20 protein-coding genes are annotated in these 22,399 nt (G+C 58.9%); 16 read left to right on the top strand and 4 right to left on the bottom strand.

What is annotated here, in order from left to right; translation table 11 throughout:
- Positions 1-118: 118 nt before the first annotated feature.
- Positions 119-1,330 (bottom strand): PilT/PilU family type 4a pilus ATPase, encoded by a 1,212-nt coding sequence (locus JNN07_20025; protein ID MBL9170033.1) that lies wholly within the window; start codon positions 1,328-1,330, stop codon positions 119-121.
- Between the two features lie 99 nt (positions 1,331-1,429).
- Here JNN07_20025 and nusB point away from each other — a divergent pair, with 99 nt between their 5' ends.
- The 9 genes from nusB (at position 1,430) to JNN07_19980 (ending at position 11,022) form a co-directional block, all read left to right on the top strand.
- A complete protein-coding gene (gene nusB / locus JNN07_20020; protein ID MBL9170032.1) occupies positions 1,430-1,933 on the top strand; it encodes a transcription antitermination factor NusB in 504 nt (167 codons plus the stop codon).
- Positions 1,934-1,965: 32 nt separating this feature from the next.
- A complete protein-coding gene (locus tag JNN07_20015) occupies positions 1,966-2,799 on the top strand; it encodes a PHP domain-containing protein (protein ID MBL9170031.1) in 834 nt (277 codons plus the stop codon).
- A 23-nt stretch (positions 2,800-2,822) separates the two neighbouring features.
- Complete coding sequence (gene ftsY / locus JNN07_20010; protein MBL9170030.1) at positions 2,823-3,737, top strand: signal recognition particle-docking protein FtsY; 915 nt, start codon at positions 2,823-2,825, stop codon at positions 3,735-3,737.
- 20 nt (positions 3,738-3,757) lie between these two features.
- Positions 3,758-4,855, top strand: a complete 1,098-nt coding sequence (gene ribD / locus JNN07_20005) for a bifunctional diaminohydroxyphosphoribosylaminopyrimidine deaminase/5-amino-6-(5-phosphoribosylamino)uracil reductase RibD (protein MBL9170029.1) — start codon at positions 3,758-3,760, stop codon at positions 4,853-4,855.
- Between the two features lie 51 nt (positions 4,856-4,906).
- Complete coding sequence (locus JNN07_20000; GenBank protein MBL9170028.1) at positions 4,907-6,016, top strand: hypothetical protein; 1,110 nt, start codon at positions 4,907-4,909, stop codon at positions 6,014-6,016.
- A 6-nt stretch (positions 6,017-6,022) separates the two neighbouring features.
- Positions 6,023-6,601, top strand: a complete 579-nt coding sequence (locus tag JNN07_19995; GenBank protein ID MBL9170027.1) for a MotA/TolQ/ExbB proton channel family protein — start codon at positions 6,023-6,025, stop codon at positions 6,599-6,601.
- Positions 6,602-6,660: 59 nt separating this feature from the next.
- Positions 6,661-7,089, top strand: a complete 429-nt coding sequence (locus tag JNN07_19990; GenBank protein ID MBL9170026.1) for a biopolymer transporter ExbD — start codon at positions 6,661-6,663, stop codon at positions 7,087-7,089.
- 345 nt (positions 7,090-7,434) lie between these two features.
- A complete protein-coding gene (locus tag JNN07_19985) occupies positions 7,435-9,705 on the top strand; it encodes a BamA/TamA family outer membrane protein (protein MBL9170025.1) in 2,271 nt (756 codons plus the stop codon).
- A 15-nt stretch (positions 9,706-9,720) separates the two neighbouring features.
- Entirely contained in the window at positions 9,721-11,022 is a 1,302-nt protein-coding gene (locus tag JNN07_19980) for a hypothetical protein (protein ID MBL9170024.1), read from the top strand.
- A gap of 42 nt (positions 11,023-11,064) precedes the next feature.
- Here JNN07_19980 and JNN07_19975 read toward each other — a convergent pair whose 3' ends face one another.
- The 3 genes from JNN07_19975 to JNN07_19965 all read right to left on the bottom strand — a co-directional run bounded on the left by JNN07_19975 (position 11,065) and on the right by JNN07_19965 (position 13,970).
- On the bottom strand, positions 11,065-11,643 hold the full coding sequence (locus tag JNN07_19975; protein ID MBL9170023.1) for a CHRD domain-containing protein: 579 nt from the start codon (positions 11,641-11,643) through the stop codon (positions 11,065-11,067).
- 166 nt (positions 11,644-11,809) lie between these two features.
- Positions 11,810-13,072 (bottom strand): hypothetical protein, encoded by a 1,263-nt coding sequence (locus JNN07_19970; protein MBL9170022.1) that lies wholly within the window; start codon positions 13,070-13,072, stop codon positions 11,810-11,812.
- 148 nt (positions 13,073-13,220) lie between these two features.
- Entirely contained in the window at positions 13,221-13,970 is a 750-nt protein-coding gene (locus JNN07_19965) for a YihA family ribosome biogenesis GTP-binding protein (protein MBL9170021.1), read from the bottom strand.
- Between the two features lie 99 nt (positions 13,971-14,069).
- On the opposite strand from JNN07_19965, the gene JNN07_19960 reads away from it, so the two are divergent.
- The 7 genes from JNN07_19960 (at position 14,070) to JNN07_19930 (ending at position 22,391) form a co-directional block, all read left to right on the top strand.
- Entirely contained in the window at positions 14,070-14,804 is a 735-nt protein-coding gene (locus JNN07_19960) for an RluA family pseudouridine synthase (GenBank protein ID MBL9170020.1), read from the top strand.
- Positions 14,805-15,798: 994 nt separating this feature from the next.
- Positions 15,799-17,835: a hypothetical protein gene (locus JNN07_19955; GenBank protein ID MBL9170019.1), complete on the top strand. Its 2,037-nt coding sequence runs from the start codon at positions 15,799-15,801 to the stop codon at positions 17,833-17,835.
- A gap of 11 nt (positions 17,836-17,846) precedes the next feature.
- Complete coding sequence (locus tag JNN07_19950) at positions 17,847-18,626, top strand: PEP-CTERM sorting domain-containing protein (GenBank protein MBL9170018.1); 780 nt, start codon at positions 17,847-17,849, stop codon at positions 18,624-18,626.
- A 121-nt stretch (positions 18,627-18,747) separates the two neighbouring features.
- Positions 18,748-20,241, top strand: coding sequence for a hypothetical protein (locus JNN07_19945; protein MBL9170017.1), 1,494 nt, complete (start codon positions 18,748-18,750; stop codon positions 20,239-20,241).
- Between the two features lie 109 nt (positions 20,242-20,350).
- The gene (locus JNN07_19940; protein ID MBL9170016.1) at positions 20,351-20,758 is read left to right on the top strand and encodes a hypothetical protein; all 408 of its coding nucleotides are present in this window, start codon (positions 20,351-20,353) and stop codon (positions 20,756-20,758) included.
- Positions 20,758-21,717, top strand: coding sequence for a hypothetical protein (locus JNN07_19935; protein ID MBL9170015.1), 960 nt, complete (start codon positions 20,758-20,760; stop codon positions 21,715-21,717). The genes JNN07_19940 and JNN07_19935 overlap by 1 nt, the downstream gene beginning before the upstream one ends.
- On the top strand, positions 21,708-22,391 hold the full coding sequence (locus tag JNN07_19930) for a hypothetical protein (GenBank protein MBL9170014.1): 684 nt from the start codon (positions 21,708-21,710) through the stop codon (positions 22,389-22,391). Before JNN07_19935 ends, JNN07_19930 begins: the two co-directional genes overlap by 10 nt.
- Positions 22,392-22,399 lie beyond the last annotated feature (8 nt).

Genomic DNA, 22,399 nt, shown 5'->3' with positions numbered 1-22,399 from the left:
ATTAAAGCAGGCGGGATGCCAAACGGTAAGTCGTTGGTAATGCGAACCAGCCTTTTCGAACCAGGGGGGAAATGTGCGTAATTTCCACGCGTGATGCGTGTGGATGCCTCAAAACGGTTCAGGACGGGCCTAGTCGCTTCAAAAGTTCGTCGACGGCACCCTCGATCGGCTCGATCTCAATCCTCCGTCCCGGGCGAGTGGGTTCGCTGGTGGGGGGCGGAGGAGGGGGCGTTGAAACGGGTCGTGGGAGAGCCTGCGGAATCCCCGGAGAGGGCAGCGGAGGTAGAACTGACGCGGGAAGCTCATCTGGTTCGGCGGGGAGGAGTTCGGCGGCGTTGAACCACTGCTTGCGGTTTTCGATCCAATGGGAGTAGCGGGCGAAACTCCACATTCCATGCTCTGCACCGGTTTCGATGGACGACGCCAGTTTGTGGAATTCTCCGGCGCGGACTTGGGCTCGGGTGGCGTGGGTCATGATCAGGACTTCGCACTCGGGAACCCTGAGCTTTAAGTCGGGCCGATATCTCAGACGCTGAGCGATGACGCCTACCAGACAGTCGGCGAGTTGGGCCCGAACACTGGATTGAGCTTCGGGCGGAAAGCTAGAAACGAGCCGTTGAAGCGCCTCGGTGGCAGTGCCTGAGTGCATGGTGGTGATGACGAGGTGGCCGGTTTCAGCCGCACTGAGAGTCAGGCGCATCGTGGAGGGATCGCGCATTTCCCCGACCACCAGGACATCGGGATCCTCGCGCAATGCGTCCATGAGGGCTTGCTCGAACGAAGGAGTGTCGCGGCCGACTTCCCGCTGGCGCAAATACGCCTTTTTGGGGCGGTGTAAGAACTCGATCGGGCTCTCGATAGTGATAATGTTGCGCGCTTCGGTTTGGTTGATCTCCTCGACATAGGCCGCCACCGTGGATGATTTGCCCGATCCGGTGGGGCCGGTGACCACCAAAAGGCCGGTGTGGGCCTGAGCCAAGCGCTTGAGGTCGGGGTGGAGATTCAGGGCGTCCAGTGTGACTTGGTGGGCGGCGAGGATTCGGATGGCCATGCCGACTCCGCGGGCTGTCTGGAGGATGTTGATCCGGCATCTGATTCCCTGGGCTGTGACCGACAGGTCGGCCGAGCGCCGTTGAAGAAACTGGTTCCAACCCTCTGATTGCAAAAGACTTTGGGCCATTGCCAGGGTGTCCTTGGGAGGGAGAGCTTGATCGAGGGCGCGCAATTGGCCGCGGATTCTCAGGGCCGCTGGCAGACCGGCCTCGATATGGAGGTCGCTGGCACCATGGTCTTTGGCTACTCCAATCAGTTGAAGCAGTTGTGCATTCACAGTTAGGAAACTAAACTCCAAAGCCCAGCTTTTGTCGCGCTTGAAGATTCACTCGATAATTTGCTTCTCCGTTCTGCTCGCCTCCGGCAAGCTGATGGCATGGGTACGCGACGAAAGGCGCGCGAGCGCGCGCTTCAGTTTCTTTATCAGTTTGACTTTAACCCGGCCGAAAACCTGGGCGAGGCCATGGATCATTTCTTCGAGTCGCAACGATTGGCGGCGCTGAAGGAGGACAAGCCTACCTTGGTGGGCACCCCTGATCCGGAATCGGCTGCGCCCACGACGGATGACCTGGCGCTTCGCTCGTTTTCCGAGCCGCTTATCCGCGGCGTGATCCAACATCGGGATGCGATCGATGCTGAGATTCAGAAGTTTGCGCACAACTGGGACATTCGCCGAATGGCAGCCGTAGACCGTAATATCCTGCGTTTGGCGGTCTATGAAATGCGGCACCGGGACGATATTCCGCCGGTGGTCAGCATCAACGAGGCGGTCGAGATTGCGAAACGGTTCTCAACCCAAGATTCCGGCAAGTTCGTGAACGGAATTCTGGACAAGATCAAAGGCGAGTTGCTTCGCCCGGCACGCGCTGTGACCTCGTGAGCGGGGCTACTTCCACATCCACCGCGGAGTGGCTGGCGGATTTGCATCTGCACACGCGTTTTTCCGACGGGACCTACAGTCCGGACGAGCTGGCTTCCGAGGCGGCTCGCCATGGGCTCCAAGCGGTGTCCTTGACGGATCATGACACGGTTGAGGGTTGCCCGCCGATGGCCGAGGCTTGTGCTCGTCATGGAATCGAGTTTATCGAGGGGTGCGAGTTCACCGCCCAGGCTTCCAATGGGGTTGAACTCCACATCTTGGGTTATTACCTGGATATCGAGCACGCCCGGCTGCTTTCCGTCCTGAACCATTATCAAGGAGTGCGACAGGAACGCATCCGTCAGATGGTGCAGCGCTTGAACGAGGTTGGGGTCGCGCTGGAGGCAGATCAGGTCTTTGAGCTGGCCGGGTGCCGATCGCCGGGGCGTCCCCACATCGCCCGGGCCTTGGTTCAGGCCGGTTTCTGCGCGACGTCGGATGAGGCGTTCGACCGATATCTCAAGATGCATCGCCCGGCCTGGGTGCCCAAAGCGAAGCTCTCTGTCGATGAGGCCATCCAGCTGATTCATCAGGCGGGCGGGGTGGCGGTGATGGCTCACCCGGCTCTCAATCGATCCGATGATCTGATCCCGGAACTCGCTGCTCTGGGACTGGATGGACTGGAATGCTGGCATAGTCGGCATTCGCCTTCCGACGTCGATCGCTACCGCCGCATGGCCGACCAGCTGCATCTTTTGGTCTCGGGGGGATCGGATTGCCACGGCATGAACAAGGGATGTCCCTTGATCGGCGGGGTCAAGATTCCTTATCCGTTTGTCGAGCGTCTTCGCGAACGCCGAGATCGAGTGAGGTCAGCAGGACGTTGATCGAAGCGAACCACAGGAAACACATGTTCAGTTTGTTGCAAAAGTTCAAAGACGGCCTGTCCAAGACCAAGGACAAGCTAGTCCACGAGATCAAGCGGATCGTCACTCTTTCCCCCAAGTTGTCCGGGGCGAGCCTGGAGGAGATTGAGATGGCGCTGCTGGGGGCTGATCTGGGGGCGACGGTGACGGACCAGATTTGCCGCGAAGCCCGCAAGGCCTATGAAACCCAGGGGCGCTCTGGCGTCGACTTTCTCGAGATCGCGCGTCGCGAAGTGGAAAAGAGCCTTTCCGGCGCGCAGGCGCCGTTGGTCAAGGCGGCGTCGGGGGTGACGGTGGTTTCCATGGTGGGCGTTAACGGCAGCGGCAAGACCACCACCGCCGCGAAACTGGCCAGCTTGGTTCAAAACCGGGGGCAGGTGGCGATGCTGGCGGCCTGCGACACCTTTCGCGCGGCTGCCATCGAGCAACTCAAACTTTGGGGGCAGCGACTGAATGTGCCCGTGATTGCCGGAGAGCATGGGGCTGATGCGGCTTCGGTTGCTCACGACGCGGTGGTAGCCGCTCAAGGCCGCGGGGCCGACTATCTGTTTGTGGACACGGCCGGCCGGCTTCACACCAAGCACAACTTGATGCAGGAGCTGGTCAAAGTGCATCGCGTCATGGACAAGAAGTTGGCCGGAGCGCCGCACGAGACGTTGCTGGTTTTGGATGGTTCCACCGGGATGAATGCGCTGAACCAGGCGCGCGAGTTCAATAAGTCGGTGAAGATCACGGGGTTGGTCATCACCAAGCTGGACGGCACCAGCAAGGGTGGCATGGTGGTCGCGATCCACCGTGAGTTGGGGCTCCCCATCAAGTTTATCGGTCTGGGTGAGAAACCCGAGGATTTGCAGCCATTTGATTCGAAGGAATTCTCCGCGGCTCTCTTCTCCGAGTGAACGATCCGGATCACGCCCCCATGCGACGTGCGTTGGAACTGGCGAAACGCGCGTACGGTCATGTTTCTCCCAACCCGCTGGTAGGCGCCGTTCTGGTTCGCGGCAAACGGGTGATCGGGGAAGGCTACCACCATCGGGCCGGACTGCCCCATGCGGAGGTAGAGGCGATTCGCTCCGCGTCGCGGGCCGGGCGCTCGACCGTCGGTTCCACCCTCTACGTAACCCTTGAACCCTGCTGCACCCACGGTCGCACTCCCCCCTGCACTGAGGCCATACGATCGGCTGGCATTCGTCGGGTCGTGGTGGCGGCGATTGATCCTAATCCCGCACATCGTGGTCGCGGCTTAAGGCTGCTTCGGCGGCAAGGCCTGGAGGTGCGGTCTGGAGTGCTGGGCGAGGAGGCGGCGCGGCTCAACGAATCGTTCAACCATTGGGTGGTGTCCCGACGCCCGTTTGTGGTGGTCAAAGCGGCGATGACCTTGGACGGCAAGATCGCCACGGGGAGCGGCGAGTCCAAGTGGATAACCGGTCCTCAATCCCGTGCTCGCGGGATGCGCCTTCGGCAAGGTTCGGATGCGATTTTAGTCGGGGTTAATACGGTCTTGGCTGACGACCCGAGCCTTACCATTCGCTGCTCTCCTGGATGTGGCTTTCGGCGGCCGAAACGATCCTGGCGCAGGGTGGTGTTGGACTCTCAAGCCCGGATCCCGCTGGATTCCCGGTTGATCGGCGATTCTGATCCGTCTGAGACCATAGTGGTGGTCACTGGACGGGCTCCTGAGCGTCGGGTGAAGGCACTTTCGAAAAGGGCGACCGTCTGGGTTGCTCCCGCTGTGGACGACCGGGTCGATCTCGACTGGCTTTTGGGGAAGCTAGGTCAGGACGGGGTGACTCAGTTGCTGGTGGAAGGGGGCGGGGAGGTCCATGCGGCGTTTCTGCGGCAACGCCTGGTAAACCGGGTTGCCTTCTTTTATGCCCCCAAAATCTTGGGAGGACGGGATGCCCGGCGCGCCGTGGCGGGCCAGGGGTTTGGATCCTTGGCGGAGGCACCCCGATTATCCGGCCTGCAGTGGGAGCCGATCGGTGCCGATTTGTTCTTAACTGGTTTGGTTGCTTGAGCTTAATCTGAATGAGACGGCGGTTGAGACGTCAGCTGATAGGTTGATTGAGTGGACACGACCCGGATGAGTCAATGGATGGAGAAGCGAGTCGAGGAGTGGCGTAAGAACCCGCTCTGGGTTTCTCTGCTGTACTCGATTCTGATTCATCTGGTGGTGTTCCTCATGTGGCGGTTTGGTGTGTTGAACTTGCCGGATCGGCTCATTCAGGCGTTTGTGAAGCGCAAGCCGCCGATCGCCCAGCGACCGCCGCCCAACAGCCCGACGAATTTTCCATCGATCCCGAGGGAGATCCCGCTGACGTTCATCGAGATTGAGCCATCGAACCAAGCGCCGCCTAAGGATGCCAAGTTTTATTCGGCGGCGAACAGTCAGGCCGCGAACCCCGATCCCAAGCGGGACACGTCGCTTCCGAAAGTCGATGGGCGTCAGGAGAACATCGCCAAGCTGAGAGATGTCCCGCGCGCAGCGCCCCCGTTGCCGGCCCCGCCCGCACCTGTCCCCCCGCCGCCTAAACCCAATCCGGTTCCTCCGCCCCCTCGGCCGACGAAGCCCGAGATTGCGTTGCAGCCGACCCCGCCGCCGCCGAAGGAGGTCCCGCCCCCGAAGCAGCCGCCTGAACCCGCCCCGGGCAATACCGAAACCGCCCGCGCGGCGGAGGCCCCCAAGCCACCTTCGCCTCAGCCTGCGCCCGACCGTCGGGATCCGGCGCTGCAGACCCCGACCCCGCCGCCCCCGCTTCCCAAGCCGCGACCTCGAACCTTGGCCGACGCTCGACAGCAGGCTGGACTGGCCGGAGAGAAGATGAAACAAGAAGGAGGTGTTCGGCGCGTGGGGCAGTTGGCCGTGGATGCCAAGGCCACACCGTTCGGTGAATACGATGCCGCCTGGATCAGGGCCGTGCAGGAGCAATGGTACAATCTGTTGGACAACTCCTCCCTGAGTCCCAAAAGCGGCAAGGTGGTTCTGCAGTTCAATTTGAAATTTGACGGATCCATCACCGACTTGAGGATTCGCGAGACGGAAGTGGGGGAGCCGCTGGCGATCCTCTGCCAACGCGCCGTAGTAGATCCTTCTCCGTATCCCAAGTGGCCGACCGACATGCACCGAATGGTCGGTGGCAATGTGCGGCCGGTGACGTTGACCTTTTTCTATTACTGAAAACCTATGGAACTATTATTCCTACTTAGCCTGTTCACCGCCTCGGTTCTCGGCGTGACGATCATCATTGAGCGGGGCATTTCGTTGCAGCGCGAAAAGGTCACTCCGGTGGCGCTGGTTCGCGGGATGGAACTGGCCTCCGTGAGCGAGGTGAAGGCGCTCTGCCAGAAGTATCCATCGACCCTGGGACGATTGCTGATGGTTGCGGCGGACCATCTGGACTGGCCTCGCACACAGGCAGTGGAGATCGTTCAAACGCGGGCGCGCCATGAGATCAGCAAGCTGGAGCGCAACCTGTTCATTTTGGAGATCCTGGTCGGAGTGGCACCGCTGCTGGGCTTGGTGGGCACGGTTTACGGCCTGATCGAGCTGTTCGGCAGCATGAAGTCGGTGGCCGGCGGGGAGAACGCGGATTTCGCCCGCGGCATCGCTCTCGCGTTGCGGGCGACATTCGGCGGCTTGATTATCGCGATTCCGGCTCTGGTTGCCTGGAGCTTTTATTCGCGTCGGGTGGAAACCTACACCGTGGAACTCGAAACCCTGTGCGACGAGTTTCTGCGCAAGAACTATCCGAACAAAGGCTGACCCCGTCGAGGTTAGCCTGGGTTCCCCGGCTGTCTGTGGCCCATCATCCTGACTGAACTATGAGATTCGGAAAAGACAAGCGGAGAGCGGCTCCTTCGGTGATCATCGTGTCGTTGATCGACGTGCTGATCGTGGTGCTCATCTTCTTGATGGTGACCACTCACTTCAAGAATCAGGAGGCCTCCTTGAAGCTGGCGTTGCCGGAGTCCAAGGAGGCGAAGCAAGGTGGGTCGCAGGATGCCAAGCCGTTCCTGATCCAGGTCTCCACCAATTTCCCGTACTTTCACATCAACAACACTCCCGTGACTTTCGATCGCCTGCAAAATGAATTGATCGCGGCCGCGAAAGCCAACCCCAAGGTGAGCGTGGCGATCAAGTCGGATCGGAATGCTCCGGTGGGCGAGTTCATTCGCGTCATCGATGCGGCCAAGGCCGCCCAGGTGGGCAGCATCAACGCCATCACCGAAAAGGCTGCAGCGGGAAAGTAGAGAGCGGTTCCCGCGCCCCACATTCTGAAGCCAGAGCGACGTCTGCCCCCGGACGTTCCGCTCGGCCAGCAACGGTTACACCAGGCAGCGCTTCCCTGCGGGTGTCGGATGCCTTTCCAACTTCCCCACGGTTTCTCGGTTGAACCTAGAAACGGCAGTTGCCCGGCATCAATCTGACGCAAGATCTTGGCGAGCATGACTTTCGTCGAACCTCGCCGTATCACCTTCCGGATACGCCTCGGTTCGACTCAAGTCATGCTCATCCAAGCCATTGCGCATCTCGACGCCGCTCAACTGCCGTTTCTAGGTTGAATTCTCCCCTCCCTCCCGGTATTTCACCAGGCCATGACGCAACTGGAGTGCACCTTGGAACGTTCGCGCCGATCTAAGGTTCCGTCCCCTGCCGGATGGCGTCTCGCGTGGGTTCGGAGGCTCCTTGGATGTCTGATTCTCGTCGGGAGCTTGTTTGCCGTTGGCGATGCCTTCTGCGCTCAGGAAGTTCAGGTGTGGGCTGGCGACATCAAGCTGCTCCTTCAGGCCAAGGGGGCCCCCTTCAAATGGCATCTGGAGCGATTCCCGGAGCCGGCGGACATCGAATCCGAGGCTGCGGAATTCCGTCGCTATGTCCTCTCCTATTCCTCTCGATTTGGGACGCAGCTTCCAAGCCTCGACGACTACCGGAAGAATCTTAAGCGAGTGACGGCGGAGTTTATCGATTTCGCCCCCGACATGTCCGGGCTTCCAGTTCCAACGGTCGTGGGGCAGTCGATTTCGTTTACGATGAGCGCGGAGCTTCGTGCCCCGGAGCCCACTCGTCTCGAGAAAATCGTCATTGAACTCCCCGGCGCGGGTCTGGCGCCGGTGGATATCGCCAGGGTATTGCCTCATCTGGCTCTGGGGCTATCGGCAGAGGAGCTCACCAACCGCATTCAGGTGATGGCACCGGCGGACGCGGGGGCGTTGCCAGAAGAGTTCTGGACCTGGCTCGGCTCGGTGTTGCAACAGGTGATGAAGGCCGGCTGGAGGCCGAACGCCCCGACTTCGATCGTGGCGAGCGAAAGAGCGCTCACCCAACTCAAGCAGGAAATCACGGCCCAGCCCGACATGTTAGCGGGCAGCGTGCAGGTCAACACGAAGTTCGGAAACCAGGACCGCCGACTGGTCCTGCAGTTCGCTTCCACGCCGCTCATTCGGGAGATTCGGATTGAAATCCCCAAGTTCCCCGACGAGGAAGAGGCGGAGGCCGAGATGGAACGGTCGCGGGAACAGGGGATTCAGGAGGCTCCGGCGAACGCGGCCTACAATGTTGCCGCGCTGTCACGCCGCAGGCAGGTGCTGGCGAAGGAGCTGTGGGCCAAGGTGGGTGACAAGCTGGCTGCCCGAGTGGGTGGGCTCGCCACCGCTACCCGCATCGACGCTGATCTCGTCCAGCTCAGGGAGGAATCGCAGGTTGAGAAAGTGACCTCGCAGCTGGATCGGGGCCTGTTGACCTATCTGGTCTACTACAAGCCCGACGTCAGATCGGTCCGATTGGTTCTGCGGGCGGGATACTCCACTCTCAACAATGCCACCCTGGGTGTTGGTTTGCAGACCACCAATCTGCTTGGCTTTGGCGGACGACTGGCGTTGAACCTGGAGGGCGGCCCGGACTTGCAGAGAGTGGCTTTGAACGGCTTCCAGCCCTGGGACAAGCCGGACACCACCCTGTCAGGGCAGTTCACCGCCGGCGGCGAGTTTGATCGAAGGCCGAATCAGCGGCTGGGCCAGCTGGCTCCCGGTCGAGTTGAGGAGCGCCGCAACGACCTCCACCTGCAACACTCGCTGATCCATGGATCGCTGGATCGAATGGGCGCCGTGTCGCGTTTCCAGCATAGGCAACAGCTAGACACCGAGCTGAGCTGGGGTGAAACCGATTTGCGATCCAGCGCCGATCTGATCGACGGGCGCACGACCATCGCCTCGGTCGAGGGGCGGTCCTCGCTGCAGTATGAAGCCCCCGCCAACCACGGCGCGGGAATCGATCTGCTCACGTTCGGGGTCAGGATCCAGGCGGAGAAGGCGTTCGCCGGCATGGGGGGAGACTTCGACTTCAACCGGCTCTCAGTCCACTTCCAGTCGGAGTATGCTTTCCGCGTGTGGGGACCGGAGGATCTCCTTCTGCGCTACGGCATCGGAGGCGGAGCGACCAGCGATCGGACGCCCGCGATGGAGCAGTTCCGGCTGGGCAGTTCCTTCCAGTTGCGGGGCATGCGGGATGGTGAATTCATTGGCCGCACGGTCAGCTATGATCGAGCGGAGCTGGGAGCCAACGTGGAGTTCCTGGCGAAGCTCCTGACGATCAAGGACCGCTCCGAGGCACCGACTTCGGCCCATTCGGATCTTCCCTTTGCCTTGAACCAAATCCTGATCAAGCTGTTTGTGGATCGCGCGCGGGTGCTGACGGAATCCTCGATGGAAAAGATGCTGACCTTCGATCTGGATCAGCTGGGGTACGGCATTGCGGTGGAGATTCGCAACCTGGGCAATGGCAGTCTCTCGCTCGGCTACGGCTATTCGCCCGATTCAACGCTTGAACGATCGGGCATGTTCATCGTTTCTTTTTCTCAACGCTTCTAATGAACGCACACAACTATGAATGAATTAAAAGTCAACTTTGGCACCGAAACGCGCTTGTTTATGGCCAACGGCGACGTTGCCATCATCACGGATGGCCAGCCCAGGGTTCGGGGTCGCTGGCGCTCGCAGTCGCTTAATGACGATCCGAAAGACAACCAGTTGCGCTATGAGTTGGATGGGGTCAGCCAAGATCCCATCGATCTTGAGTATCGCTTCAACGAGGACAACCAGCTTCAGGCCACCGTCAAGGACCAGTCCGTGGATGGCATCACCGCCGATCCGGTGACCTACTTTGGGCAGATCGTCGTTCCGGATCCGCAGCAGCTTCACTACGAACTCATTGGGGAGGACGGAAAGCTGACGGGCAGAACCCTCGTTGTGTATGGCGATATCGAATTCGCCGAAGAGACGAATGATCTGGTGGTTCGTCTCGTGGGCGGGGGGGAGGCCACCATCCAGGGGGCCGAGCAAACCGAGAGCCTCGAGGCGATTCGGAATACCGATGCGGACCTGCTGGGCGACGATCTGATTCGCTTCAACGCGTTCACCAAGAATCTACTCCCCGGACAGGCCAAACCCAAACGTTACCGCGCCCAGATTGAATTCACTGGGAAATGGGACCTGACGAAGGATGGACTTCGCTTTGCCGCGAATGTTCAGCGGGGGACCAGCAACAAGAATGTAGCCATCGCCTTTGGCGGCAAGGTGAAGGCGATCACCGCGGGCTTTGCCTATTTCTCGGATGCCGCTGGCACGAAGCTGGCGTTCACCATCAGTGGTCAACATACCTGGGATGCGAGCAGCGCTTCCTGGAAACTGGGGTTGGGCTATTCCAATCAGGTCTTCACGGCGAAGTTCTCGGGCGCGGTCAAGCATACCTTCGACAACGGCAATGTGCTGGAGCTCTCGGGCGTCGCCAGCGTGAAGGCGGGTGGAGGGAAGACGGCGGTCGATTTCAGCATCACCGCGGCCTACTCTTGGGAGAAGGCGGGCGGGAAAAACAAGCTCGTCTTCAAAGCGCTCGTCTCAGGTGATGACGCATCCCTCAACTACGATCTGAACCTGGAGGGAAATTTCGTTTTCAATGGGAAATCGCTGGTGTTCCGTTTCCGATTCTCCAATCAAACTCCGAGCTCCAACTCGCTTCAGTTTGAACTCGCCTTCTCGGGCAACGAAGCCAGCTTGGTCGAGAATCTGAGCCTGGTTCTCGATGTGGATCGAAATCAGGTGGATTTATCCCTGAAGTTTTCCATGGAGATGCGCTTTGTGGCTGGCACTTACGTGAAGAAACTCAAGAAGACGAAGGCCGGAGCCTAAGCAGGCTCCGGCCTCGTTCGGAAGTGATATGGATTGGGGGGGTTAGCGCTTCTGTCGGCGCAGCCCAGCGATGAGCCCTAGAGAGCCCAGGGCCGCCAGCGCGAGGCTGGAAGGCTCGGGAACCGGAAGCAGAAATCCCCGGATTTCTCCGCCTCCGTAGACGCTCGAATGGATGTTCAGATAGGTCTTGCCGGCAGCCAGCGCCGTGGCGAAAGCTGCTTCAGCAGTCCCTGGGGTGCCACCGTTGTTGTTGATGTAGGCAGCGTTCCAGCTGGCTGCGGCCGTCAGGTCGAACGTGGCAGAATAGGTGCCGCTGGTGACGCCCAGAGGGAAGCCGCTGAAGGACGGAGTTTGGGTGATGACGCCGGCAGTGCCGGCCTGCGCTTCCGCCGTCGGCCCGTGAATGTGCGCGGCGGTCGTGTTGCCAGTGAGTCCGGTGAAGCTTACGTCGAGCTTTAAGGTGCGAGCGACGGTGTCATACACCGCGGTGGCACTGCCCGTTCCCAGCGAGGCGCTGTTGGGTTCGCTTGGACCGTCGAGATAGGCTGTATAGGACAGGACTTCTGCCTGCGCGGCCATGAGCCCGGATGCCATGGCGATGGAAAAGACGATGGTTTTCATGGGTGATATGAATCCAGATTAAGTTGGTATTGATGGTTCGTGCTGTTCTCCTGCTCTATCCCAATCCGACAAGGGACTGACATAGCTGTCCCAGGAAGACCTCCTACCATGACCAGGAAGCCCGGGCCGAAACAAGGTTCAACTGGTTGCCGGCCCTCGAAAGGATCTACGGGTTTGCCCGTAGGCTGACCTCTGGCGCCCACTGCTTCCACCATTCCGGAAAACCTTCAGGGGGACGGACCAGTCGGGTCGTGCCGTTCTCGTGCCAGTAAACCGCGGCGAGGCCGTGGGAGAAACGGGTTTCCCAGGGTAGGTGGTAGGCCCCCGCGTCCATCCAGACCACGTGATCCCCGATACTCAAACTGCGCGGCAGACGGCGGCGCACGAGCTTGTCAAAAGCCATGCAGGTCGGGCCGTTGATAGTGGTAATGACTTCCTCCCCGGTGCGTTCCGGCAGGAAGAAAATCTCATGATTTTCCCAGGTCGAGACCAGAGCGTTCATCGTGCGTCCGCCGTCGCAGATCAGGTTACGTTTGCCTCGCTGCTCCTTGGTATCGAGGATTCGGACCACCAGAACTCCCGAGCGGGCGCTCCACCATCGGCCATTCTCCAGCCAGAGCCCGCGGAGCTGAGGATAGCGTTCTAGTAACTGGCGATACACCTGGGCCATCCCCTTCAAGGAGAACTGGGCCGCCACGCTTTCGCCCCCTTTGGTCCGAACGCGCGCCGGAGGGAACCCACCGCCGAGATCGAGAATCTCCGGCTTTAAACCCGCTGCCTGGGCGAGGCGCATGGCCTGGTCGGCCGCCGATTCGTAAACCTCCGGGCTCGCGACATTGGTGCGGAGGTGGAGATGCAGGATCGGAAGGCGCAGACCCAGTTCCTCGGTCAGCCGGACCGCGCTCGGAAGCTCCTCGGGCGCGAATCCGAACTGGGTGGGATAGTCGGGTTTTTCGGGATCGTACTCCGCCTCGGTGTTCACGCGCAGGCCCAATCGCCAGTTGAGCTGTCTCGCCACAGGCCCGAGGGCCCGTATCTCGGCTACCGAGTCGAAATTCACGTTCAGGCCAGGCAGGGCGTGGCGATGCAGCCAGCGATGCTTGGCCGGGCCGTTCACCAGGATTTGTTCCGGGTCGAATCCGGTGGCCCGGGCCGCCTGGAATTCTAACTCGCTGACGACCTCGATTGGGCGTCCCTGCCGATGCCACCAGCGGAACAGGGCCGGAAGTGGCTGGGTCTTCGCCGACAGCCAATGAGTGATGGGCAGGCCGCTAAAGGCCTCGTTCAGTTCCGCCAAGGCACTCGCCATCGGGTCGGCCGAGAAGAGATAAAAGGGGGTGTTTCCTTCTTCGAGCAGAGGAAGCAGGAGAGGCTTCCATTCGCTCATCGAAGGAAGTCGCGTGGTCAGTTCGGTGCCGGTCGGCTGCACGGCCGATGGGGTAGCATAAGCCTTGGCCCAGGGCCAGCGGATTGAGACATCGAGCTTAATCTCGTTGCAGACCCGCGAGCAGCGACAACCTCAACTCATCCAAAATCCAAAATCTAAACTCTAAAATCCAAAATCCGCTCAAGTCAGCTCACCACGGACGGGCCGGATTGGGTCGTCGGACTTGGGCTTTGCGCAGGGTCACTGTTCGATCCTCCTCGGCGGGATCTGCCGCGCGGGATTCCTGCGGTGGCTCTTCGCTGGGGACTGGGGCTTCCGCGGCTGCCTCGGCCTCGATGGAGGTCTCTCCGTCGCGGAGCGCAGCCTCAATGACGCCCAGCAGTTCTTGTCGGCCTTGCTTGTTCTTCGCCGAGCAGGTGAAGACCGCCGGAAGCTCCTCGAAGAGCTCGGAGATCCGGGACTGAAATGCTTCGATGTTTGCTTTGACGCGGGTGGCTTTGGACGCGTCGGTCTTGGTGAAGACCAGCACAAAGGGGAGCTGATTGATTGCCAGTCCTTCGACGAACTCCAGGTCGATGGATTGGGGAGGGATATTGGAATCGATCAGCGCGAAGATGCAGCAGAGGTTCCTCCGGTTGCGCAGGTATTCATCCACCGCCTGGTTGAATCGGGCGCTGTCCTTCCGGGCAACCTTGGCGAAGCCATAACCGGGCAGATCCACCAGGCGCCAGCGCTTGTTCATGGTGAAGAAGTTGATGAGCTTGGTGAAGCCCGGGACCGGCGAAACCCGCGCCAGGCCGTTCTTGCCGGCGAGCATGTTTAGCAAGGACGATTTGCCCACGTTCGAGCGTCCGATGAACGCAAACTCCGGCAGGGATTCGTCCGGGCAGGACAACAGGTCGGGCGCGCTTCGATCAAAAATGGCAGATGTTATATTCACAGTCTCAAACTCGGTCAACAGAGTGGCACGAACAGCCATGGGAGGATACTACCATTTTTGTTCGCGACTTTCTCGTCCCAATTGACGACTCTCCCTCCCTTGGCGAAGACGAATTACATTGAACTGGGGGACGGGGAGCAAATACCCATCCTGTACGAGGACCGTTCGGTCATGGCGATTGACAAGCCGCCCGGCTGGATGTTGGTGCCGGTGAGTTGGCAGAAGACGGATCGCAACCTGCAGGCCGCGATCCTTTCAAGCATCGCGGCGAAGGATTTCTGGGCTCGGTCCCGCAATCTCAAGTTCCTTCAGAATGTGCATCGACTGGATGCCGAGACCACCGGGATTCTGCTGATGGTGAAGAGCCAGGGTGCCTTGCGCCCGTTCACCTCGCTGTTTGAGTCGCGTCGAATGGAGAAGACTTACTTGGTGGTCGTGGAGGGCGTTCCGACCAAGTCGGAATGGATCTCCAAACAGCCGATCTCCCCCGACCCGCGTCAGATCGGTCGCATGGTGATTGATTCCAAGCTGGGCAAGCCGGCCGAGACGCATTTCAGTTTGCTGGCCACGTTGGATCGGATTTCGCTGCTTCAGGCGCATCCGATCACCGGGCGTACGCATCAGATTCGCGTGCATGCCGCCGGGGCGGGATTGCCCGTCGTGGGGGACACGGTCTATGGGACGGCCCCCTTTGTGAAGCATGCCCCGCCGCCGTTGGGTCTGCGTTCCATCGAACTGGAATACGAGAATCCGTTCGATGGTCGGCGCGTGAAGATCAAGGCGCCGACGGCCGAGTTTCTGTCACGATTTGGGTTCAAGGCTGGAGTGGTCTGAGTGATGAGTGATGAGTGATGAGTGACGAGTGACGAGTGACGAGTGACGAGTGACGAGGAAGCCTGGGAGCGCTCGCGTGTTCCCGTACCCTGCCGTAATCGTAATCGCCCCCGCCATCCCCTTGTACCATCGTCCGTCCCCGGACGAGTCCCCTTCGGCAACTCCAACTCATCACTCGTCACTCACTACCACTCATCACTGCCTTCGCTGGTCCCCTCCGTGTGATCTGTGTGCTCCGTGGGCCACACCTCGGGGCGTTCCTGCGAAGGGCAAGGGGTCGGTTCAAATGCCCGACCGCCGACGAACACAAAAATAGAAATTTGCAAATTCCCAGTTGACTCTGGATAAGTTCGGAGGATATTGCCTTCACAACAAGCCACGCCAAGAAGGGCAGAGAACCCATGAGGAGCTACAACCCAATGTCGATTGCGATCAGGTCGTCTGAGTCGGCTCGTCGGCTCGTCGGCTCGTTCGTCTAACTTCCTCGTTCCTATGTTGTGCCCAAAGTCCGTCTCAACGATGGAATTTGGTTCCTCTTCATCCTTCAACCCAAGTTGTGCCCGGATGAACCTCTAACCTCCACGCACGCACCTTCATGTCTCTCTTCGACGCATTGCTGTTGGACGAGTATTCGGACCCGAAGGATCGATATGTGGCGGCCCGGTCGGATCACCTTTTCGGTTCGGGTACACTCTCTGACCCCTGGGATTCAAGTGTAGTTGCGGGTTTAACTCAGCCGCTTTCGGGATTGTCTTTTGACGTTAAATTGGTGATCGCTATCACGGGTTCCGATCACCCCTACAATAGCGGCGAGACCGTTCTCATTACCTTGGAAAGAGGACCCAGTGCAGGTCCTTACACGGCTTCCTTCTCGATCACAAAAATCTCTGCCCGCGCGTTTTCCTTTCTCCTGGCGGCAGATCCAACGGCTCCTGCGTCCGGCTTGTGCTCGTTTAGATCTGAGAGAACCAGTGGCTTTCCAACCTCACCGATCGTGGTTCGGCTTTTCTGGCCGGTTGCGGCCGCAACGGCTGCGGCTCACGGTCTGGTGGAGTTCGACGCGGTGAGCGTGACCGGGGCCGCAGATGCTGCCTACAATGGTTCTTTCGTGGCTCTCGGTATCAGCTCCAATGCGTTTCATTACCTGCTCCCTGGCAAACCGATAGCTGCAGCGGGGAGTTCCATGACCTTCGCAAGGCTGCAGCACCGATTCGACGCTGCGTTGACCCGCGTGCCAGCGAACAGCCTGATTCAGCTGGGTGTTGCCGCTCCCAATAATCCTATCCGTACGCGTGGTCTCTGTTCGGTCTATGTTTCCGATCCGAGCGATACGGATAAACTCTACGTCGGATGCTCGGTAAAGTCGGGCCAAACGATCCTAGGCTCAGGCATCGAAACCACTTCGGTAAAACTCGAGATGGCGGTCGACCAGATTACGATGACGACCGCGCTCGGCAGCTTCAAAGAGCTGCTAGGCTTTAGCGCGTCCGATTTCAGCGTGGACTGCAATCTTCCCGATCAGCCCATCCCTTACGAAGGCTACTTTGCGCCGGTCACCACGGGTGCGACGGGCCCATTGAGGGGGAGTCACAACCGACTGCGCAGGATTCGTGCGACACGGTTCGGCACTCAGTCTTTCCCGGAGTGTTTCGTGATGGCGCTCCATGGGTGGAGTGACGTCAGCAAGAACTTGGTTATCTCGGATTGTATGGTGGAGAAGCCAGGCAGCAATCCGTTCCACGAATCGACGCTGATGATCGCCAGCCCGATTGAGAACGCTCCATCCAGCTCGTTGAAAAGCACTGGGAACGGCGCGGTGGTTCGCCGGTGCTATGCGGATTGTCGCTATCCGACGGGATTCTCAACCCAGCGAGTGGAAATCACGGCGATCACGACACCCCCAAACGCCTCGGGACTCTTCGACGTCACGACGAAAAGCCCTCACAACCGCGTGGCGGGGGATAATGTAGTGATCTCGGGTGTCAGTAACCCCACCGATCCCACGAAGTCGCATCCCTACAACTCCTCGTTTCGCGTGGTGCTCAGGGTCAGTGATATCAAAGTCACTTGCAAAATGGTCTTCCCACCATCTCCTTTTCCAACTCCGGGGTTTGGCAACACCAAGACTCTTGGCGTGGACTATCACAGTCCGGAAGCCATCGGGGGAACGGGATCAACGGTCGAATCGAACAGCGCGTTTGATTGCACCATTCCGATCTACAACGATACCGGGGTGAGTCGGGACACCTTGGTTCGAGATGGCTATTACTCGGACTGTCAGTATGGCGTTTGGATGAACTTTGGGGTGGGTGGGCAAGACACGTTGGCCAAAGCTAGCGGCATCGTCCAGGTAAGTGGGGATCCCTTCCTAGCTGAATTTACAGTAGCGGCTGGAACTACACATAACCTTTCCATCGGAAATATCGTCTTTGTCCAAGGAGCAAGGACCAGTGCTGTTCCGCCTACCAACAATCCTTATAACGGCAATTTCCTAGTGGAGGATGTTCCCTCGAATACGAAATTCCGTTATCGGATGACCGCCAATCCAGGCGGGCCTGCTGATCCTCCGAGCGGCACCGATCCCATAGAGTTTTCTGGTCGTTGGGATACCCGTCGTCTGGTGATCGAGCGTAACCAGTTTGATTTGTATTCTGTCGATCTGAATTCGGGGATCTTTCCTCGCGGGGCGCTCGGCGACGGTGAGCTAGTAGTTGCTCCGTTTCTTTTCAATCAATGGATCATTCGCGAAAACCTGATTCGGCATGTCGATGGGAAAGTATCTACGAGCGACGTCTCCAAAGGAACTCGGGTTAAGGGAGTAAACGGCCTTTTGGTCCAAGAAAACCTGGTAGATGTGGAATCGCCTACCCCTCTGGAACATCTCAACTCGATAAATGTTTTTTCTTTTAACAACCAGCGCATGAGCGGAGTTCTTGTCCCGGAGACGGATGTCACACCGTTAGTGCCCCCGAAACGCGTTGATGAGTTGAGTTCCCAAATCGAGGACGTAGTAATGATGGCGCTTTTTTAACAATCGATCCTATGCAATTCGTTTTTTTATCTACTCTGATCACACTTTCCTTTGTCAGCTCGGTCGGAGCGCTTGAGCGGTCTGAAGTAGCGGTATCTCCGAATGAAGAACTGCGGACACGCCACGGGAATGACGACGGAACAGTCTTCGTGCCTGATGGGTTTACCGGCCGTGTTCAACAGATCTACGACGCCTCGTACTTCTCGTTCCTTCCCAAGGGCGGGGTTTGGATCGATGAGATCGCGTTTCGGGCTGATGAACGGTTCGGGAGGAACACCAGCTACAACGGCACTGGGATTCAGATCGAGCTTTCGATCACGAGTGTGGCTGTGGATAGCTTGAGCAGTTCGTTCGAGCTGAACGTGGGACGGGATCGAACGATAGGAGTCGATAAAACTGATAAGGTGTCCTTCTATACATCGCGGCCGTCTGGCCAGGAGCCCGGAAGCTTTGGTACTAGTCTGACGTTCTATGCGAGACCATTCTTCTATGATCCCTCGAAAGGGAACCTGCTCGTTGATATTACCTGTTTCCAAGGCATCCAAACCTCCTCAATGGACGCGGAAAATGTATTAGGGGACTCCGTCGCGACGGTGAGCGGATTCAGTGAAACCGGCGAGATCCCGACTAGCGGAGTGGTCAGCACGAAAGGGTTTGTAACTCTTTTCCACTACCATTCGATCCCTGAGCCTTCTTCCGTCCCTCTGTTCCTTCTCGCGAGCGGGTCGCTCGCGTGGTTGTTCCGACGTTCGAAACGAAACCAAGAACACACGAAAAATGTCTCTGCTTGATGCGCTTCTTCTCGATCCGGCCCCTTTTCAAATATGGATAGCTGATAGAGCAGACCGTCAGAAAGGTTCAGGAACCGCGAACGATCCGTTTGACGGTGGGGCGGGAAAATTCGATGGGATCATGAACCAATTCGCCGCCACCGCGAATCTCATGATTCGGCTGGGGCCGGGGGTCTTCACCACCAAAGGCTATGCGGATGGAGTCGCTGGAGGATGGCAAGCGAAGCCGGGGATGAAAATCTTGGGCTCAGGGGTAGCGGTCACGAAGCTTCAGTTGAGCGGGGTTACGCAGAACGGGGTGCAGTATTTTGTGGTGGGGCATGATCTGGCCACGGCAAATCTGGCGGTGGCACCGGTGGATGCATTTGAGATTTCAGACTTGGAAATCGATTGTGGATCGAACATTGCCGCGACGTCTGCCTATGGAGCTATTCGCATCATGGGAAGCCACGCTCGGATCCGTCGGGTACGCGCTACCAACTGGGGAACCCGTGATTCCACCAAGCAGTGCTATGTGTTTTCCCTGATCACAGCGATCCCCAACGCGACTCCGAACGCTCTGGAAGCTGTTAACACAGGGATTGAAGATTGTTACGCGATCACCCCCGGAACGATAGTCGCGGGAGGAAAAGTCACCATCATCAATGTCGGAGGCCACGACAACATCGGCTTTCCCAAGGAATTGCATGCCAAGAGTCCATTTATTCGGAACTGTTATGTGGATTGCGGCGTAACCACGCCCGACCCGGATCCAGCGACCGCGAAATTTCGAGGGCTCGCGATGGGATGGTGTCGAGGGGGAGTCGTTGAGGGTAACCAAGTTTATAACACGGACATCGCCGGTCCATTTCAAGATCAGCGCAGCGTTCGCGACATCATCGTGCGAAACAACTTCTTCAAAAACGTCGCCTGCGGGCCTTTCTTCGACCTGGGGCAGGCCTCCTCCGCATTGACCGGAACTCCAACGATAAGCTGGGTGGGATCCGTTGGTACCGTGAACGGACTAAACACCGGAGGAATGGCCTATCTTGGGGCTGGTGATCGAGTCGCTTTAGCGACGAACCAAGCGAGTGTCACGGGCGTGTACGCCATCCAGAATGTAACTGCGACCACTTTCGAGATTGTGACCAAGGTGGCGAGTCCGCCTGCGACGACGATCACCTCCGTGAAGAAGTTGCTCAGTGTTGGAAGGGCCACCGTGGAAGGTAACACCATCGAAGTGGCCCCCAGTGTTTCCTTGGTTGGTGTGGCTTTTCAGGTTGATGACAACAACGGGGGCGGAACTCCTTACGTCGAGCGCCCTGATTACGCCCATGGGGACATCATTTTCCGTAACAATAAGGTTCGGTATGTGGACGGAGTGTTTAAGTCCACGAATCTGGGCTTTTGCAGCGATGTGCGAGGAGCGAAGAATCTTCAGGTCCAGAATAATGTAGTAGACTGCGCCCCCGCGAATCCCTTGAGGAATTCCCGGTGTGGCGCGGCTACCTACTTCAATGACCTCACTCCTCTGGGCCTATTGGTCCAAGGTTACAACGCAGAGACAGCGAAAAAGTACGATGAACTGGCGACCCTCACGGAGGATGCCTTTGTGATGGCATACTGGGAACAGTGATCGATATGCATTTAGGTGTGCTTAACTCCGGCGCTGGAAAGGCGTTTAGGCTGAGTACACTGCAGTAGCACAAACCAAACACGGACGAAAACCAGGGCGAAGGACACACATGGCATTAATACTCAAACCTCTCTATAGGGCTAAAATTGCTTCAGCAGCCGGGCCAGCACTAGCAGCCAACCCATACAGCGTGGCCACTGCCAAGGCAGCGCTTCTAAAATCGATCGTGCTCACCAACTACTCTGCGACGGATGGTACGATCAAGGGCATCTATGTGGGTAGAAAGACGAGTGCGCCCGCCATCGGAGATGTTACCGGCACGAACACTCTTTTCTTCAGAATTGCGCCACCCGACCTGCGGGTGCCGGCGAATCAACAGATCGTGCTCGACACCGAGGTTGTGATGAGCGGAGATGCGACCGCAGGCACAGACTATCTAATCTTCGAATTCGCCGGAGGGACCGGCGTGGCCACCGGGATCGACTGCGTCGTCAATGGAGCCGAAAGGGATCAATAATGAAATTAATCAACTCTTCCGGCATTGTGACGGATCTGATCGCCGCGCCATTGGAACCTGGGATGTTCGGCGATGGTTCGGATGGAGATGTGACGTTGAATACGGGCACTGGGCCGACTTGGGTGAGTGGCATGGGCCCTTACACCCTGACCCGTTCCGTCTTCGCCCGCAACCTCACGCTGACTGGAGCCGGCGCGTTGAACACGGCGGGATTTCGCATCTTCTGCACCGGAACGCTTTCTATTGCGACTTTCGTCTCAAATAACGGTGGAAACGGAGTGGGCGGAGGTTCAGGTGGGACGAGCGGAAGCGGAGGGCTTGCCGCTCCCGCCGGTGATTTGGGTAGCTCTGGGGCAGGCGGAGCTGGTGGCACTGGCTCGGCTGGAGCGGGAGTTTCCGGATCCCCCGGTGGCAATGTAACATCGATGAGTAGCACCGCAGGGGGTGGCGCAGGTGGAACTGGTGGAGGCCCGGGGGGCACTAGCGGAAGCCCTGGCGTCGCCACCGCCAGGCCGTTTCGATCCTTGAGCCCGTCTTTGTTCTCTCTGGGAACTCCCTTGACCGGCGGTGCCGGTGCCGGAGGAGGAGGATCTGGCCTCGGGGCTCCCGGAAACGTTGCCGCTGGAGGAGGTGGTGGTGGGGGGAGGGTGATCATGATCTTCGCTCAACGTCTTCAGTTGCTGACCGGCGGACAAATTCGGGCGATGGGTGGGGATGGTGGAGCGGGTGGAAGTGTGTCCGTGGGAACAGGCAAAGGTGGTGCCGGCGGTGGAGGAGGCGGTGGAGGTGTCATCTATGCGGTGTACAGCTGGTTCTCATCCGCGGTCGCGACTCCGTTCCTTGTGAGCGGAGGAACCAAAGGTGGTTTGGGGACGCCAAACACAGGAGGAGCCGAGGCGGTTGATGGGAGCCCCGGTACCATTCTTCGTTACAATGCTAGCTTCAAGCAATGGGAGTGAAAGCACTGGGCCTGGGTAATTCGCCCGATGAAGCCGCTGAAATTCTCGAGCTTGCCCTTGCGGCCGAGAAAGCGCCGGAGAATGCGACACTCTTGTTCCGACTGGCGGAGGCTTGCTTCGCCCGGGGACTATTAGCTGATGCTAAGAAGTGGTATTCCCGACGGGCCGAGCTGTCAGGAGCCAAGGAGGAGACGTGGTACTGTCTCTATCAGGTCGCGGTTTTGACACATTTCACTCAGGGTGCTACGCCTGAAGCTATTATCCAGGCGTACGCCCGAGCCTACGATTTTCTGCCCTCACGGCTAGAGCCTCTGGCCCCTCTGGCACGCATCTATCGCGAGAACGGTGCGCACGAGACCGCCTACCAACTTTCCAAGCTAGGCATCGGTGCAGTTGTGCCGTCGAAAGGGTTTGGTTTCGATCTATCTATTTACGAACTCATTCTGCCTCTCGAGTTCGTGTACGCCTGTCAGGCTCTTGGCCGGGAGGCCGAGGCTACCCTCATTGCCCTTCGGTTACTTGAGCATCCTCAGCTCCCCGCAGATTGCCGAACGCGTCTTGAGGCCCTCTCCGGTGTTCAAGGAATTCTCCTCACATTGCCCTTAGGCGGCTCGGTCAGTGGAGGCTTCCTCAGAAGCCTCTGCCCCGGATGGTGGGAGCGCCAGGCTGAATGAGACGGCGA

The organism is Verrucomicrobiales bacterium, assembly GCA_016793885.1.
Classification (GTDB): Bacteria; Verrucomicrobiota; Verrucomicrobiia; order Limisphaerales; family UBA11320; genus UBA11320.
Note: the sequence above shows the minus strand (reverse complement) of the source record. Positions and strands in the feature narration are given on the sequence as shown.